Below are 13,761 nucleotides of genomic sequence, written 5' to 3'. Positions count from 1 at the left end.
CATACCCCTGCCTTTGCGTCGGCGCCCGGGTGCGACGATGGGGGAGTGGCACAGCGACCGACGCTCGTCTATGACGCGGACTGCGCCTTCTGCACGCGCAGCGCGCAGGTGGCGCGGCGCTGGGTCGACCGGCAGGGACGCTACGACGTGCGGCCCTGGCAGGAGCTCGACCTCGCAGCCCTGGGCCTCACGGCCGAGCAGTGCGACGAGGCGGCGCAGTTCGTGAGGGTCGACGGCGCGATCCGCTCCGGCCACGAGGCGATCGCGGCCGCGCTCATGCACGGTGCGCCGGGGTGGCGCCCGCTCGGGCACGTCCTCCTGGCGCCCGGCGTCAGGGCCCTCGCGGCCCGCACCTACGCCTGGGTGGCGGAGCACCGCCACCAGCTGCCCGGGGGCACGGCGCAGTGCGCCCGCCCCGAGCCCGGCGACGACCGCACCGCCGGCGACGCGCCGCGCGCCCCTGGCCTGCGGCAACGGCCCGGGCCGATTTGATAGTGCGTCGCCGCCTCTGGCACACTGTTCAGGTTGCTTGACGCGCGTTGCTGACCCATGTCGGTGGCGCCGCCCCTTGAGAGCCTCCTGACGGGGACTCGCCCGGACTCCTCTCGGAGGCCCGAGGGAAGCGCAAGTTACCCGGTTCGGCCGGGATCTCCACGAGGACAGTGGCACTTCGGTGCGCACTTTCACCGCGAAGCGGGCGCGACACGCCCGACCTCGGGGGTCGGAGATCCAAGGGAACCGGCAGGCAGAGTACGGCGAGAGAGAGACGTAACGGAGATGGCGGGACAGAAGATCCGCATCCGCTTGAAGTCGTATGACCACGAGGTCATCGACAACTCGGCGCGCAAGATTGTCGACACGGTGACGCGTGCCGGTGCCACTGTGGTGGGCCCGGTGCCGCTTCCGACGGAGAAGAACGTCTTCGTCGTCATCCGGTCGCCGCACAAGTACAAGGACAGCCGCGAGCACTTCGAGATGCGCACGCACAAGCGCCTCATCGACATCATCGACCCGACGCCCAAGGCCGTCGACTCGCTGATGCGTCTCGACCTGCCGGCGGACGTCAACATCGAGATCAAGCTCTGAGGCGGTTGATCATGACTGTTGCAACCACGACTTCAGCCAGGACCGTCAAGGGCGTGCTCGGCGAGAAGCTCGGCATGACCCAGGTGTGGGATGCCGACAACCGACTCATCCCCGTGACCGTGGTCCAGGCCGGCCCCTGCGTCGTCACGCAGGTGCGCGCCGACGAGACCGACGGCTACGCCGCGGTGCAGATCGCCTTCGGTGCGATCGACCCGCGCAAGGTCAACAAGCCCATGAGCGGGCACTTCGAGAAGGCCGGCGTCACGCCGCGCCGTCACCTCGTCGAGCTGCGCACGGCCGACGCCGGCGACTACGAGCTCGGCCAGGAGATCACGGCCGACTCGTTCGAGGCGGGCCAGCGCGTCGACGCGACCGGCACGACCAAGGGCAAGGGCTTCGCCGGTGTCATGAAGCGTCACGGCTTCCACGGCGTCAGCTCCTCGCACGGTTCGCACCGCAACCACCGCAAGCCGGGCTCCATCGGAGGCTGCTCCACGCCGGGCCGTGTCTTCAAGGGCATGCGCATGGCCGGCCGCATGGGTGGCGTCCGCCAGACGACCCAGAACCTCACGATTCACGCCGTTGACGCCGAGAAGGGCCTGCTGCTCATCAAGGGTGCCGTTCCCGGCCCCCGCGGCGGCATCGTCCTGATCCGCACGGCCGCGAAGGGTGCATGATCCACATGGCAACCACAACCCCCAACCTGCCCGCCGAGATCTTCGACGTGCAGACGAACGTCCCGCTGATCCACCAGGTCGTGGTGGCTCAGCTCGCGGCGGCTCGTCAGGGCACGCACTCGACGAAGACCCGTGGCGAGGTGCGCGGCGGTGGCCGCAAGCCCTACCGCCAGAAGGGCACCGGCCGCGCCCGTCAGGGCTCGACCCGTGCGCCCCAGTTCGCCGGTGGTGGCGTCGTCCACGGCCCGCAGCCGCGTGACTACTCGCAGCGCACCCCCAAGAAGATGAAGGCCGCCGCCCTGCGCGGTGCCCTCTCCGACCGGGCCCGCTTCGACCGCATCCACGTCGTCGACTCCATCGTCTCGGGCGAGCTGCCCTCGGCGAAGGATGCCGCCGCCGTGCTCGCCGGACTGACCGAGCGTCCCAACCTGCTCGTCGTCATCGAGCGTGGCAACGACGTCGCGATGAAGTCGGTGCGCAACCTGCAGAACGTCCACGTCCTGGTCGCCGACCAGCTCAACACGTACGACGTGCTCTGCGCCGACGACATCGTCTTCACCCAGGCCGCCCTCGACGCGTTCGTCGCCGGCCCCGTGAAGGCTGACAAGGCTGCCAAGGAGGACGCCAAGTGAGCATCCACGCCAAGGACCCCCGCGACATCCTCATCGCGCCGGTCGTCTCGGAGAAGTCGTACGGTCTGCTCGACGAGGGCAAGTACACCTTCATCGTCGACCCCCGCGCGAACAAGACCGAGATCAAGATCGCCATCGAGTCGATCTTCGACGTCAAGGTCGACAAGGTGCACACCCTGAACCGTCAGGGCAAGAGCCGTCGCACCCGTTTCGGCATCGGCAAGCGCAAGGACACCAAGCGTGCGATCGTCTCCCTCCGCGAGGGCACGATCGACATCTTCGGTGCGGGCGCCTGAGACCGACGAAGAACAGGACTGAACCACTATGGGAATCCGTAAGTACAAGCCGACCACGCCGGGCCGTCGTGGCTCGTCGGTCGCCGACTTCGTCGAGATCACGCGCTCCACGCCGGAGAAGTCGCTGGTCCGCCCGCTCACCAAGACGGGTGGCCGCAACAACGCCGGTCGCATCACGACGCGCCACATCGGTGGTGGCCACAAGCGCGCCTACCGTGTCATCGACTTCCGTCGCCACGACAAGGACGGCGTGCCCGCCAAGGTCGCGCACATCGAGTACGACCCCAACCGCACGGCGCGCATCGCGCTCGTCCAGTACGCCGACGGCGAGAAGCGCTACATCCTGGCGCCCAACCGCCTCAAGCAGGGCGACCCGATCGAGAACGGCGCCGGCGCCGACATCAAGCCGGGCAACAGCCTCCCGCTGCGCAACATCCCCGTCGGCACGGTCGTTCACGCGATCGAGCTGCGGCCGGGTGGCGGCGCGAAGATCGCTCGCTCCGCGGGCGCTCGCGTCCAGCTCGTCGCCAAGGACGGCCCCTACGCCCAGTTGCGTATGCCGTCCGGTGAGATCCGCAACGTCGACGCGCGCTGCCGCGCGACCGTCGGCGAGGTGGGCAACGCCGAGCAGAGCAACATCAACTGGGGCAAGGCCGGCCGCATGCGCTGGAAGGGCAAGCGCCCGACCGTCCGTGGTGTCGCGATGAACCCGGTTGACCACCCGCACGGTGGTGGTGAGGGCAAGACGTCCGGTGGACGTCACCCCGTCAGCCCCTGGGGCCAGGCCGAAGGCCGAACCCGTAAGGGCCACAAGGAAAGCGACAAGCTCATTGTTCGTCGCCGTCGTACTGGCAAGAAGCGCTGATAGGAGCCTTTGGAATGCCTCGTAGCCTGAAGAAGGGCCCCTTCATCGACGACCACCTTCAGAAGAAGGTGGACGCCCAGAACGAAGCGGGAACCAAGACCGTCATCAAGACCTGGTCGCGTCGCTCGGTCATCAGCCCCGACATGCTCGGTCACACCTTTGCCGTCCACGACGGCCGCAAGCACGTCCCGGTGTTCGTCACCGAGTCGATGGTCGGCCACAAGCTCGGCGAGTTCGCGCCGACCCGCACGTTCAAGGGTCACGTGAAGGACGACAAGAAGGGTCGTCGTCGCTGATGGCCACTCGAACCGAAGAATCCAAGGAAGCAGCCATGGAAGCCAAGGCCTCGGCCCGGCACGTCCGGGTCAGCCCCCAGAAGGCGCGTCGTGTCGTGGACCTCATCCGCGGCAAGGGCGCCACCGACGCCATCACGACGCTGACGTTCGCGCCGCAGTCGGCGTCCGACCCCGTCAAGAAGGTGCTCGAGAGCGCCATCGCCAACTGCCGGGTCAAGGCCGACCGCGAGTCCGTCGCGTTCGACGAGCGTGAGCTCGTCGTCAGCGCCGCCTTCGTCGACGAAGGTCCGACGATGAAGCGTTTCCGTCCGCGTGCCCAGGGCCGCGCCGGTCGCATCAACAAGCGCACGAGCCACATCACCGTGGTCGTGTCCCAGATCGAGAAGAAGAAGGGAGCCCGCTGATGGGTCAGAAGGTCAACCCCCATGGCTTCCGTCTGGGCATCACCACCGACCACAAGAGCCGCTGGTTCGCCGACTCCACCAAGCAGGGTCAGCGCTACCGCGACTACGTCAAGGAAGATGTCTCGATCCGTCGCCTGATGGAGAAGGGCATGGAGCGCGCCGGCATCGCCAAGGTCGAGATCGAGCGCACCCGTGACCGCGTCCGCGTCGACATCCACACCGCGCGTCCGGGCATCGTCATCGGTCGCCGCGGCGCCGAGGCCGACCGCATCCGCGGCGAGCTCGAGAAGCTCACGGGCAAGCAGGTCCAGCTCAACATCCTCGAGGTCAAGAACCCCGAGATCGACAGCCAGCTGGTCGCCCAGGGCATCGCCGAGCAGCTCTCGGCCCGCGTCTCCTTCCGTCGCGCGATGCGCAAGGGCATGCAGTCCGCCCAGCGCGCCGGCGCCAAGGGCATCCGCGTGCAGGTCTCGGGCCGTCTCAACGGCGCCGAGATGAGCCGCACCGAGTTCTACCGCGAGGGTCGCGTGCCGCTGCACACGCTCCGTGCGCAGATCGACTACGGCTTCTACGAGGCTCGTACGACGTTCGGTCGCATCGGCGTCAAGGTGTGGATCTACAAGGGCGACATGACGGCCAAGGAGCTCGCTGCCCAGCAGGCCGCGGCCCCGCGCCCGTCGCGTGGCCCGCGTCGTGACGGCGGTGACCGTCCCAACCGCGCCCGTCGTGGTGACCGCAACGAGAACGCCGGTGCGCCGGCCGTGACCGACACCGCTGCTGCAGAGGCCCCGGCCGCCGCCAGCACCGAGAATGAGCAGGCCTGACCATGTTGATTCCCCGCCGAGTCAAGCACCGCAAGCAGCACCACCCCAACCGCCACGGCGCGGCCAAGGGTGGCACCGCCATCGCCTTCGGTGAGTACGGCATCCAGGCTCTCGAGCCTGCCTACGTGACGAACCGTCAGATCGAGTCCGCTCGTATCGCGATGACCCGCTACATCAAGCGTGGCGGAAAGGTCTGGATCAACATCTACCCGGACCGTCCGCTCACCAAGAAGCCCGCCGAGACCCGCATGGGTTCCGGTAAGGGTTCGCCGGAGTGGTGGATCGCCAACGTCAAGCCGGGCCGTGTCATGTTCGAGCTCTCGGGCGTGTCCGAGCCGGTGGCCCGCGAGGCCATGCGTCTCGCGATGCACAAGCTCCCGATGAAGTGCCGCTTCATCCAGCGTGAGGGTGGTGACATCTGATGGCAGTCGGAACCAAGGACCTGGCTCCCAACCAGCTGCGTGGTCTGGACGACACCAAGCTGGCCGACGAGCTGAAGAAGGCCAAGGAGGAGCTGTTCAACCTCCGTTTCCAGTCGGCCACCGGCCAGCTGGACAACCACGGTCGTCTGCGTGCCGTCAAGCGCGACATCGCGCGGATCTACACCGAGATGCGTGAGCGCGAGCTCGGCATCGGTTCGGCCCCCGTGGCCGAGCCCGTCGTGGAGCCCGCCGCGGACACCAAGGCCGACAAGAAGGCCAAGAAGGCCGACAAGGCCGATGACGACAAGGCTGACAAGGCCGAGAAGAAGGCCAAGAAGGCCGACAAGGCCGAGAAGGCTGACAAGGCCGACAAGGAGGCTGACGCGTGAGCGAGCAGGACAAGGCCACGACGGCCGCCGAGACCAAGACGGGCACGACCGACCGCAACTACCGCAAGACCCGCCAGGGCTACGTGGTGAGCGACAAGATGGACAAGACCGTCGTCGTCGAGGTCGAGGACCGCGTCAAGCACGCCCTCTACGGCAAGGTCATCCGCCGCACGAGCAAGGTCAAGGCGCACGACGAGCAGAACACCGCCGGCGTCGGCGACCGCGTGATGATCATGGAGACGCGTCCGCTCTCCGCGACGAAGCGCTGGCGCGTCGTCGAGATCCTCGAGAAGGCCAAGTAACCCACCGCTCGGGGAGCTCACGGCCCTCGCGGGCCTGCGCCCCCCGAGTACCCCCCGACCACCCGCGTGGTTGGGGACGTGGGCCAGGCGGCATACCCCGAGGTATGCCGTGTGGTTCCACCACAGACACAGTTTCCATTGAGTTCGGCAAGGCTTCCGGCAAGAGAAATCGCGCAGGGCGCGAATTCTCTTGCCGGGAGAACCAGCACGACGACAGGAGTTAGACAGTGATTCAGCAGGAGTCGCGACTGCGCGTCGCCGACAACACCGGTGCCAAGGAGATCCTTTGCATCCGTGTTCTCGGCGGTTCGGGCCGTCGGTACGCCGGCATCGGCGACACGATCGTCGCCACCGTCAAGGACGCCATCCCGGGCGGCAACGTCAAGAAGGGTGATGTCGTCAAGGCCGTCATCGTTCGCACCGTCAAGGAGCGCCGCCGCGCCGACGGGTCCTACATCAAGTTCGACGAGAACGCCGCCGTGATCCTCAAGACCGATGGTGACCCCCGTGGCACCCGCATCTTCGGGCCGGTCGGCCGCGAGCTGCGCGAGAAGAAGTTCATGAAGATCATCTCGCTCGCGCCGGAGGTGCTGTGAACATGGCGAAGACCACCATCAGCAAGATGAAGATCAAGAAGGGTGACCTCGTCCAGGTCATCTCCGGCCGCAGCCAGAAGAACGGCGGCGACCGGGGCAAGCAGGGCAAGGTCATCGCGGTCTACCCCGAGACCCAGCGTGTGCTGGTCGAGGGCATCAACCGCGTCACCAAGCACGTCAAGGCCGGCGCGACCGCTCGCGGCACGCGCACCGGTGGCCTCATGCACACCGAGGCTGCGATCCACGTGAGCAACGTGGCGATCGTGGACCCCGAGACGAAGAAGCCGACGCGGATCAAGACCCGCGTCGAGACGGTGGAGCGGGGCGGCCGCACGAAGGCGGCTCGCGTCCGTGTCGCCGTGACGTCGGACAAGGACCTCTGAAATGACAAACACCGTGACTGAGTCCGCTTCCACGAAGCCGCGCCTTCAGCAGCGCTACCAGGACGAGATCAAGAGCGCGCTGCTCGAGCAGTTCGGCTACGCCAACGTCATGCAGGTGCCCGGCGTCGTCAAGGTCGTCGTCAACATGGGTGTCGGCGACGCGGCCAAGGACAGCAAGCTCATCGAGGGTGCCGTCCGTGACCTCACCGCCATCACCGGCCAGAAGCCGGTCGTGACCAAGGCCCGCAAGTCCATCGCGCAGTTCAAGCTCCGCGAGGGTATGCCGATCGGCGCGCACACGACGCTGCGCGGCGACCGCATGTGGGAGTTCCTCGACCGTCTCGTGACGATCGCGCTCCCGCGTATCCGTGACTTCCGCGGCCTGTCGCCGAAGCAGTTCGACGGCAACGGCAACTACACCTTCGGTCTCACGGAGCAGTCGATGTTCCACGAGATCGACCAGGACCGCATCGACCGGGTCCGTGGGATGGACATCACCGTGGTCACCACGGCGACCAACGATGACGAGGGTCGCGCGCTGCTCAAGCAGCTCGGCTTCCCCTTCAAGGAGAACTGACATGGCCAAGACCGCACTGGTCAACAAGGCGAACCGGAAGCCGAAGTTCAAGGTCCGTGGCTACACCCGCTGCCAGAAGTGCGGGCGTCCGCACTCGGTGTACCGCAAGTTCGGCCTGTGCCGCATCTGCCTGCGCGAGATGGCCCACGCCGGCCAGCTCCCGGGCGTGACCAAGAGCTCGTGGTGACCGGCACCGCCGGACACCAACCCCAGACCAAGCAAACCTCTGACACCGTAGGTCGGCCCCACGGCATACGCCGATTGGCAGCCTTTGAACCGCTGCCGAAGGTCGAAACCCCGGTGAGGAAGGGCGGAGAGCCCACATGACCATGACTGACCCGATTGCGGACATGCTGACCCGCGTCCGGAACGCCAACTCGGCGCACCACGACGTCGTCTCCATGCCGTACTCCAAGCTCAAGAAGAACATCGCCGAGATCCTCCAGGCCGAGGGCTACATCGCCTCGTGGAAGATCGAGGAGGCCGAGGTCGGCCAGACCCTGACCATCGACCTCAAGTACGGCCCGAACCGCGAGCGCTCCATCGCCGGAGTCCGCCGCGTCAGCAAGCCGGGTCTGCGCGTCTACGCCAAGTCGACGAACCTTCCCCGGGTTCTCGGTGGCCTCGGCGTCGCGATCCTGTCGACGTCGAACGGTCTGCTGACCGACCGCCAGGCACACGAGAAGGGCGTGGGTGGGGAAGTCCTCGCCTACGTCTGGTAAGGAGAGACTGACATGTCGCGAATCGGACGACTTCCGGTCTCCATCCCGTCGGGTGTTGACATCAAGGTCGAGGGCCAGGACGTCAGCGTCAAGGGCCCCAAGGGTGAGCTCTCGCTCACCATCCCCAACCCCATCACCGTCGAGGTCGCCGAGGGCAACCTCGAGGTCAAGCGTCCCGACGACGAGCGCGACTCCCGCGCCCGTCACGGCCTGACGCGCTCCCTCATCAACAACATGGTCCTCGGTGTCACCGAGGGCTACGAGAAGAAGATGGAGATCCACGGCACGGGCTACCGTGTCGCCGCCAAGGGCAGCAACCTCGAGTTCTCGCTCGGGTACTCGCACCCGATCACCATCGAGGCTCCCGACGGCATCAACTTCGCCGTCGAGAACCCGACCCGCTTCTCGGTGCAGGGCATCGACAAGCAGCTGGTCGGCGAGGTCGCGGCCAACATCCGCAAGCTGCGCAAGCCCGACCCGTACAAGGGCAAGGGTGTTCGCTACGCGGGCGAGCAGATCCGTCGCAAGGTCGGAAAGGCCGGTAAGTAAGCCATGGCAATGATCATCAAGCGCGGCAAGAGCAAGGCCGCCGCACGCATCCGTCGCCAGGTGCGCGGTCGCAAGAAGATCGCCGGCACCGCGGTCCGTCCCCGCCTCGTCGTGTCCCGCTCGAGCCGTCACCTCTTCGTCCAGGTCGTCGACGACACGGTCGGCAAGACCGTCGCGTCCGCCTCGACGATGGAGGCCGACCTGCGCGCGTTCGACGGTGACAAGACGGCCAAGGCCAAGCGCGTCGGCGAGCTCGTCGCCGCTCGGGCCAAGGACGCCGGTGTCGAGTCCGTCGTGTTCGACCGTGGTGGCAACAAGTACCACGGCCGGGTCGCGGCCATCGCCGAGGGCGCCCGTGAAGGTGGGCTGTCCCTGTGACCAAGCACTTCGTGAACGCAATTGTTGAGATGAGGAACATCTGATGCCCGGACAGCAGCGTCGAGGCGGCGTGGGTGGCCCCGCCGGTGGCGGCGAGCGCACCGAGCGTGGCGACCGTCGTGACAACCGCGGTGGCCGCGACAACCGTGACGCCGAGAAGAGCCAGTACGTCGAGCGCGTCGTGACCATCAACCGCGTCGCCAAGGTCGTCAAGGGTGGTCGTCGCTTCAGCTTCACCGCCCTCGTCGTCGTCGGTGACGGTGACGGCACCGTCGGTGTCGGCTACGGCAAGGCCAAGGAAGTTCCCGCGGCCATCGCCAAGGGCGTCGAGGAGGCCAAGAAGAACTTCTTCAAGGTCCCGCGCATCCAGGGCACCATCCCCCACCCCGTCCAGGGTGAGGCTGCTGCCGGCGTCGTCATGCTCCGTCCCGCCGCTCCCGGTACCGGTGTCATCGCCGGCGGTCCGGTGCGTGCGGTGCTCGAGTGCGCCGGCATCCACGACGTGCTCAGCAAGTCGCTGGGCTCCGACAACGCCATCAACATCGTGCACGCGACGGCCCAGGCCCTGCGTGACCTCGAGCGCCCCGAGTCGGTCGCCGCACGTCGCGGCAAGACCCTCGAGGAGGTGGCTCCGGCCGCCATGCTCCGGGCTCGTGCCGCTGGCCTCGCCGAGGCCAAGGCCGCCGAGAAGGCAGGTGCGTGATGGCTCGTCTCAAGGTGACCCAGACCCGATCCGAGATCGGCGGCAAGCAGAACCAGCGTGACACGCTGCGCAGCCTCGGTCTGAAGCGCATTGGCGACGTCGTCGTCAAGGAGGACCGTCCCGAGATCCGCGGGATGGTCAAGACGGTGACGCACCTCGTCTCCGTCGAGGAGGTTGACTGACCATGGCTGACAAGAAGCCCAACGCCCAGGGCGAGTCCGCCCTCAAGGTCCACCACCTGCGTCCGGCCCCCGGAGCCAAGACCGCCAAGACCCGCGTGGGTCGTGGCGAGGGCTCCAAGGGCAAGACCGCCGGTCGTGGCACCAAGGGCACGAAGGCCCGCTACCAGGTTCCCGAGCGCTTCGAGGGCGGCTCCATGCCGCTCCACATGCGCCTGCCGAAGCTGCGCGGGTTCAAGAACCCGTTCCGCACCGAGTACCAGGTCGTCAACCTCGATCGCCTGCAGATCCTCTTCCCCGAGGGTGGGCAGGTCTCGGTGGCTGACCTCGTCGCCAAGGGGGCCGTCCGCGACGGCTTCCCGGTCAAGGTGCTCGGCACCGGCGAGATCTCCGTGAAGGTCGAGGTGGCGGTCCACAAGTTCTCCGCCTCCGCCAAGGAGAAGATCGAGGCCGCCGGCGGCACGGTCACGGCGCTCGACGCCTGACCCGGGTCGCTGCCTGAACCGGTCCTCGTGACCACCCCACACCTCGTGTGAGCAGCGCCCCGGGCGCCCGCTCCGAAGGCCGACGTGATGTCGACCACCGGACCGGGATGCTCGGGGCGCTGCGTCTTTGAGTTACCCTTCCACGGATTGCTTGACCAACGCCGCGCCACCCGTGCGGCCCCAGGAGGACCCAGTGCTCGCCGCCTTCGTCCGCGCGTTCCGCACCCCGGACCTGCGCAAGAAGCTGCTCTTCACGCTCGGCATCATCGCGCTCTTCCGGCTCGGTTCCCACGTGCCGACCCCGGGCATCAGCTATCCGCTGGTGCAGGACTGTCTCGCGGCGGGGCAGGCTGCCGGCGGCAGCGACCAGAGCGGGTTCCTCAACCTCGCCAACCTCTTCAGCGGCGGCGCGCTGCTGCAGCTGTCGGTGTTCGCGCTCGGGATCATGCCGTACATCACGGCGAGCATCATCATCCAGCTGCTGACCGTGGTCATCCCGCGCTTCGAGGCCCTCAAGCAGGAGGGCCAGTCCGGGCAGTCGAAGCTGACGCAGTACACCCGCTACCTGACGATCGGTCTCGCGGTCCTGCAGTCGGCCACGCTCGTGACCTTCGCGCGCAACCCCTCGAGCCTCTTCGGCGGCAACTGCCCGACGATCATGCCCGACGACTCCATGGCGACCATCCTCATCATGGTCCTCACGATGACGGCCGGCACCGGCCTCATCATGTGGTTCGGCGAGCTCATCACCGACAAGGGCGTCGGCAACGGCATGTCCCTCATGATCTTCACCTCGATCGCCGCCGGCTTCCCGGCCTCGCTCTGGGCGATCAAGGAGAACAAGGGCTGGGGCACCTTCCTCGGCATCATCCTCATGGGCATGTTCGTCATCGCCGCGGTCGTCTTCGTCGAGCAGTCGCAGCGCCGCATCCCCGTGCAGTACGCCAAGCGGATGGTCGGTCGCCGGATGTACGGCGGCACCTCGACCTACATCCCGCTCAAGGTCAACATGGCCGGCGTCATCCCGGTCATCTTCGCCAGCTCGCTGCTCGCCCTCCCGGGCCTCATCGCGCAGTTCAACACGCGCGCCGACGGCAACAACCCGGGCTGGGTGCAGTGGACCCAGGAGAACCTCGTCCAGGGTGACAAGCCGATCTACATGCTCGTCTACGTCGCGCTCATCCTCTTCTTCACGTTCTTCTACGTCTCGATCACGTTCAACCCGACCGAGGTCGCCGACAACATGAAGAAGTACGGCGGCTTCATCCCGGGTATCCGCGCCGGGCGACCCACGGCCGAGTACCTCAACTACGTCCTGACCCGAATCACCGTGCCGGGTGCCATCTACCTCGCGATCGTCTCGCTGATCCCGCTCGTGGCCCTCGTGCTCGTCGGCGCCAACCAGAACTTCCCGTTCGGTGGCACCTCGATCCTCATCGTCGTCGGCGTGGGCCTCGAGACGGTCAAGCAGATCGAGGCGCAGCTGCAGCAGCGCCACTACGAAGGGTTCCTCCGTTAATGCGACTGATCATCCTCGGCCCGCCCGGCGCCGGTAAGGGCACGCAGGCCGCGCGCCTCGCCGAGCGCCTGTCCATCCCGGCCATCTCGACCGGCGACATCTTCCGGTCCAACATCAAGAACGAGACCGAGCTCGGTCTCAAGGTCAAGGACATCCTCGCCTCGGGCGGCTACGTGCCCGACGAGGTCACCAACGAGATCGTCGAGGACCGGCTCGGCTGGGACGACGCGACCGGGGGCTTCCTGCTCGACGGCTACCCCCGCACCGCCGGCCAGGTCGACGCCCTCGACGCGATGCTCGAGCGTCACGGCCACCAGCTCGACGCCGTGCTCGAGCTCGAGGTCGACGACGACGCCATCGTCGAGCGCCTGCTCAAGCGGGCGCAGACCGAGGGTCGCGCCGACGACACCGAGGACGTCATCCGCGAGCGCCAGGCGATCTACTACCGCGAGACCGCGCCCCTTAGCCACCACTACGACGAGGTCGGCCTGCTCGTGCGCGTCGACGGCATGGGTGAGCTCGACAAGGTCACCGACCGGCTCCTCGAGGCCCTGCCGGCCCACCCGAGCAGCTGAGCGCCCGCACCGTGTTCGGACGCCGCAACCGGCTCCAGGGCCGCACCGACGAGCAGCTCCTCCTCATGCGTGAGGCGGGGCTGCTCGTCGGTCGCACCCTCGAGATGCTGGCCGCCGAGGTGGCGCCGGGTGTCACGACGCTCGATCTCGACCGCCTCGCCGAGGAGTTCATCCGCAGCCACGGCGGCGTGCCCAACTTCCAGCTCGTCCCCGGCTACAGCCACACCCTCTGCACGAGCGTCAACGAGGAGGTCGTGCACGGCATCCCCGGCAGCCGGGTGCTGCGCGAGGGCGACATCGTCTCGATCGACTGCGGGGCCGAGGTCGCGGGCTGGAACGGCGACGCAGCCCTCACCGCCGTCGTCGGTGGTCCGGACGCCGGGCGCCCCGAGGACCTCGCCCTCATCGCCGCCACCGAGGCCAGCCTGTATGCCGGCATCGCCGCGATGCGCGTCGGTGACCGTCTTTATGCGGTGGGCGAGGCCGTCGAGGGCAGCATCGAGGCGGCCGCCGAGCGCGACGGCCGCGTCTACGGCGTCATCGAGGACTACGTCGGCCACGGCATCGGCACGCAGATGCACATGGACCCCCAGATCCCCAACTACGCCGTGCGCGATGTGGGCCCCAAGCTCGTCGACGGCTTCACCGGCGCCATCGAGCCGATGGTCACCCTCGGGACGTCCGACACGACCGTGCTCGACGACGACTGGACCGTCGTCGCCGCCGACGGCACCCGCGCCGCTCACTGGGAGCACTCCGTCGCGGTCCGTGACGAGGGCCTGTGGATCCTCACGGCCATCGACGGTGGCGAGGCGGCGCTGGCAGCCCGCGGCGCGGCATACGCCCCGCTGGCCTGAGCGCAACGCCACGGCTCGCCCGGAGGCAACGCCCCGGGCCGAGGG

At 67.7% G+C, this 13,761-nt stretch carries 25 protein-coding genes; all 25 read left to right on the top strand.

Annotated features, from left to right (window positions below; all coding sequences use genetic code 11):
* Positions 1-45 precede the first annotated feature (45 nt).
* The 25 genes from LG278_RS16460 (at position 46) to map (ending at position 13,716) form a co-directional block, all read left to right on the top strand.
* Entirely contained in the window at positions 46-492 is a 447-nt protein-coding gene (locus LG278_RS16460) for a thiol-disulfide oxidoreductase DCC family protein (protein ID WP_404388522.1), read from the top strand.
* A 285-nt stretch (positions 493-777) separates the two neighbouring features.
* Positions 778-1,086: a 30S ribosomal protein S10 gene (gene rpsJ / locus LG278_RS16455; RefSeq protein WP_009775966.1), complete on the top strand. Its 309-nt coding sequence runs from the start codon at positions 778-780 to the stop codon at positions 1,084-1,086.
* A gap of 11 nt (positions 1,087-1,097) precedes the next feature.
* Positions 1,098-1,763 carry a 50S ribosomal protein L3 gene (gene rplC, locus LG278_RS16450; protein ID WP_404388520.1) on the top strand — a complete coding sequence of 222 codons (666 nt, stop codon included), beginning with the start codon at positions 1,098-1,100 and terminating at the stop codon, positions 1,761-1,763.
* Positions 1,760-2,395, top strand: a complete 636-nt coding sequence (gene rplD / locus LG278_RS16445) for a 50S ribosomal protein L4 (protein WP_404388518.1) — start codon at positions 1,760-1,762, stop codon at positions 2,393-2,395. Before rplC ends, rplD begins: the two co-directional genes overlap by 4 nt.
* Positions 2,392-2,691 (top strand): 50S ribosomal protein L23, encoded by a 300-nt coding sequence (gene rplW / locus LG278_RS16440; protein ID WP_141823432.1) that lies wholly within the window; start codon positions 2,392-2,394, stop codon positions 2,689-2,691. Before rplD ends, rplW begins: the two co-directional genes overlap by 4 nt.
* Before the next feature lie 28 nt (positions 2,692-2,719).
* Entirely contained in the window at positions 2,720-3,556 is an 837-nt protein-coding gene (gene rplB, locus LG278_RS16435; RefSeq protein ID WP_404388516.1) for a 50S ribosomal protein L2, read from the top strand.
* A gap of 14 nt (positions 3,557-3,570) precedes the next feature.
* Positions 3,571-3,852 (top strand): 30S ribosomal protein S19, encoded by a 282-nt coding sequence (gene rpsS / locus LG278_RS16430; protein WP_141823434.1) that lies wholly within the window; start codon positions 3,571-3,573, stop codon positions 3,850-3,852.
* A gap of 35 nt (positions 3,853-3,887) precedes the next feature.
* Positions 3,888-4,256 (top strand): 50S ribosomal protein L22, encoded by a 369-nt coding sequence (gene rplV / locus LG278_RS16425; protein ID WP_141823435.1) that lies wholly within the window; start codon positions 3,888-3,890, stop codon positions 4,254-4,256.
* On the top strand, positions 4,256-5,080 hold the full coding sequence (rpsC, locus tag LG278_RS16420) for a 30S ribosomal protein S3 (protein ID WP_404388515.1): 825 nt from the start codon (positions 4,256-4,258) through the stop codon (positions 5,078-5,080). Before rplV ends, rpsC begins: the two co-directional genes overlap by 1 nt.
* Positions 5,081-5,082: 2 nt before the next feature.
* Entirely contained in the window at positions 5,083-5,502 is a 420-nt protein-coding gene (gene rplP / locus LG278_RS16415) for a 50S ribosomal protein L16 (protein ID WP_404388513.1), read from the top strand.
* Positions 5,502-5,891 carry a 50S ribosomal protein L29 gene (rpmC, locus tag LG278_RS16410; protein ID WP_404388511.1) on the top strand — a complete coding sequence of 130 codons (390 nt, stop codon included), beginning with the start codon at positions 5,502-5,504 and terminating at the stop codon, positions 5,889-5,891. Before rplP ends, rpmC begins: the two co-directional genes overlap by 1 nt.
* Positions 5,888-6,193: a 30S ribosomal protein S17 gene (gene rpsQ / locus LG278_RS16405; protein WP_404388509.1), complete on the top strand. Its 306-nt coding sequence runs from the start codon at positions 5,888-5,890 to the stop codon at positions 6,191-6,193. Before rpmC ends, rpsQ begins: the two co-directional genes overlap by 4 nt.
* Positions 6,194-6,420: 227 nt before the next feature.
* Complete coding sequence (gene rplN / locus LG278_RS16400; RefSeq protein ID WP_070191528.1) at positions 6,421-6,789, top strand: 50S ribosomal protein L14; 369 nt, start codon at positions 6,421-6,423, stop codon at positions 6,787-6,789.
* A gap of 2 nt (positions 6,790-6,791) precedes the next feature.
* The gene (rplX, locus tag LG278_RS16395) at positions 6,792-7,172 is read left to right on the top strand and encodes a 50S ribosomal protein L24 (RefSeq protein ID WP_404388507.1); all 381 of its coding nucleotides are present in this window, start codon (positions 6,792-6,794) and stop codon (positions 7,170-7,172) included.
* Positions 7,173-7,185: 13 nt separating this feature from the next.
* Positions 7,186-7,749, top strand: a complete 564-nt coding sequence (gene rplE, locus LG278_RS16390) for a 50S ribosomal protein L5 (protein ID WP_404388506.1) — start codon at positions 7,186-7,188, stop codon at positions 7,747-7,749.
* Position 7,750: 1 nt separating this feature from the next.
* Positions 7,751-7,936 (top strand): type Z 30S ribosomal protein S14, encoded by a 186-nt coding sequence (locus tag LG278_RS16385; protein WP_404388504.1) that lies wholly within the window; start codon positions 7,751-7,753, stop codon positions 7,934-7,936.
* A 136-nt stretch (positions 7,937-8,072) separates the two neighbouring features.
* Entirely contained in the window at positions 8,073-8,471 is a 399-nt protein-coding gene (gene rpsH, locus LG278_RS16380; RefSeq protein ID WP_141823442.1) for a 30S ribosomal protein S8, read from the top strand.
* Between the two features lie 12 nt (positions 8,472-8,483).
* The gene (gene rplF, locus LG278_RS16375; RefSeq protein WP_404388503.1) at positions 8,484-9,020 is read left to right on the top strand and encodes a 50S ribosomal protein L6; all 537 of its coding nucleotides are present in this window, start codon (positions 8,484-8,486) and stop codon (positions 9,018-9,020) included.
* A gap of 3 nt (positions 9,021-9,023) precedes the next feature.
* Positions 9,024-9,398 carry a 50S ribosomal protein L18 gene (gene rplR / locus LG278_RS16370; protein WP_404388501.1) on the top strand — a complete coding sequence of 125 codons (375 nt, stop codon included), beginning with the start codon at positions 9,024-9,026 and terminating at the stop codon, positions 9,396-9,398.
* A 43-nt stretch (positions 9,399-9,441) separates the two neighbouring features.
* Positions 9,442-10,101 carry a 30S ribosomal protein S5 gene (rpsE, locus tag LG278_RS16365; protein WP_404388499.1) on the top strand — a complete coding sequence of 220 codons (660 nt, stop codon included), beginning with the start codon at positions 9,442-9,444 and terminating at the stop codon, positions 10,099-10,101.
* The gene (rpmD, locus tag LG278_RS16360; protein WP_020143226.1) at positions 10,101-10,283 is read left to right on the top strand and encodes a 50S ribosomal protein L30; all 183 of its coding nucleotides are present in this window, start codon (positions 10,101-10,103) and stop codon (positions 10,281-10,283) included. Before rpsE ends, rpmD begins: the two co-directional genes overlap by 1 nt.
* A gap of 2 nt (positions 10,284-10,285) precedes the next feature.
* A complete protein-coding gene (gene rplO / locus LG278_RS16355; protein WP_404388497.1) occupies positions 10,286-10,765 on the top strand; it encodes a 50S ribosomal protein L15 in 480 nt (159 codons plus the stop codon).
* A 193-nt stretch (positions 10,766-10,958) separates the two neighbouring features.
* Complete coding sequence (gene secY, locus LG278_RS16350; RefSeq protein ID WP_404388496.1) at positions 10,959-12,284, top strand: preprotein translocase subunit SecY; 1,326 nt, start codon at positions 10,959-10,961, stop codon at positions 12,282-12,284.
* Entirely contained in the window at positions 12,284-12,859 is a 576-nt protein-coding gene (locus tag LG278_RS16345) for an adenylate kinase (RefSeq protein ID WP_404388494.1), read from the top strand. The genes secY and LG278_RS16345 overlap by 1 nt, the downstream gene beginning before the upstream one ends.
* An 11-nt stretch (positions 12,860-12,870) precedes the next feature.
* A complete protein-coding gene (map, locus tag LG278_RS16340) occupies positions 12,871-13,716 on the top strand; it encodes a type I methionyl aminopeptidase (RefSeq protein WP_404388492.1) in 846 nt (281 codons plus the stop codon).
* The last annotated feature ends 45 nt before the right edge of the window (positions 13,717-13,761 follow it).

The sequence above is a fragment of the Humibacillus xanthopallidus genome (assembly GCF_044793955.1).
In the GTDB taxonomy this organism is placed as follows: domain Bacteria; phylum Actinomycetota; class Actinomycetes; order Actinomycetales; family Dermatophilaceae; genus Humibacillus; species Humibacillus xanthopallidus_C.
The sequence above is the reverse complement of the archived record's forward strand: the minus strand, read 5'-3'. Positions and strand labels throughout refer to the sequence as shown.

Coding starts and splice junctions, on each gene's coding strand:
- rpsJ (WP_009775966.1), top strand. CDS start 778: ATGGCGGGACAGAAGATCCGCATCCGCTTGAAGTCGTATGACCACGAG.
- rplC (WP_404388520.1), top strand. CDS start 1,098: ATGACTGTTGCAACCACGACTTCAGCCAGGACCGTCAAGGGCGTGCTC.
- rplD (WP_404388518.1), top strand. CDS start 1,760: ATGATCCACATGGCAACCACAACCCCCAACCTGCCCGCCGAGATCTTC.
- rplB (WP_404388516.1), top strand. CDS start 2,720: ATGGGAATCCGTAAGTACAAGCCGACCACGCCGGGCCGTCGTGGCTCG.
- rpsS (WP_141823434.1), top strand. CDS start 3,571: ATGCCTCGTAGCCTGAAGAAGGGCCCCTTCATCGACGACCACCTTCAG.
- rplV (WP_141823435.1), top strand. CDS start 3,888: ATGGAAGCCAAGGCCTCGGCCCGGCACGTCCGGGTCAGCCCCCAGAAG.
- rpsC (WP_404388515.1), top strand. CDS start 4,256: ATGGGTCAGAAGGTCAACCCCCATGGCTTCCGTCTGGGCATCACCACC.
- rplP (WP_404388513.1), top strand. CDS start 5,083: ATGTTGATTCCCCGCCGAGTCAAGCACCGCAAGCAGCACCACCCCAAC.
- rpmC (WP_404388511.1), top strand. CDS start 5,502: ATGGCAGTCGGAACCAAGGACCTGGCTCCCAACCAGCTGCGTGGTCTG.
- rplX (WP_404388507.1), top strand. CDS start 6,792: ATGGCGAAGACCACCATCAGCAAGATGAAGATCAAGAAGGGTGACCTC.
- LG278_RS16385 (WP_404388504.1), top strand. CDS start 7,751: ATGGCCAAGACCGCACTGGTCAACAAGGCGAACCGGAAGCCGAAGTTC.
- rpsH (WP_141823442.1), top strand. CDS start 8,073: ATGACCATGACTGACCCGATTGCGGACATGCTGACCCGCGTCCGGAAC.
- rplF (WP_404388503.1), top strand. CDS start 8,484: ATGTCGCGAATCGGACGACTTCCGGTCTCCATCCCGTCGGGTGTTGAC.
- rplR (WP_404388501.1), top strand. CDS start 9,024: ATGGCAATGATCATCAAGCGCGGCAAGAGCAAGGCCGCCGCACGCATC.
- rpsE (WP_404388499.1), top strand. CDS start 9,442: ATGCCCGGACAGCAGCGTCGAGGCGGCGTGGGTGGCCCCGCCGGTGGC.
- rpmD (WP_020143226.1), top strand. CDS start 10,101: ATGGCTCGTCTCAAGGTGACCCAGACCCGATCCGAGATCGGCGGCAAG.
- rplO (WP_404388497.1), top strand. CDS start 10,286: ATGGCTGACAAGAAGCCCAACGCCCAGGGCGAGTCCGCCCTCAAGGTC.
- LG278_RS16345 (WP_404388494.1), top strand. CDS start 12,284: ATGCGACTGATCATCCTCGGCCCGCCCGGCGCCGGTAAGGGCACGCAG.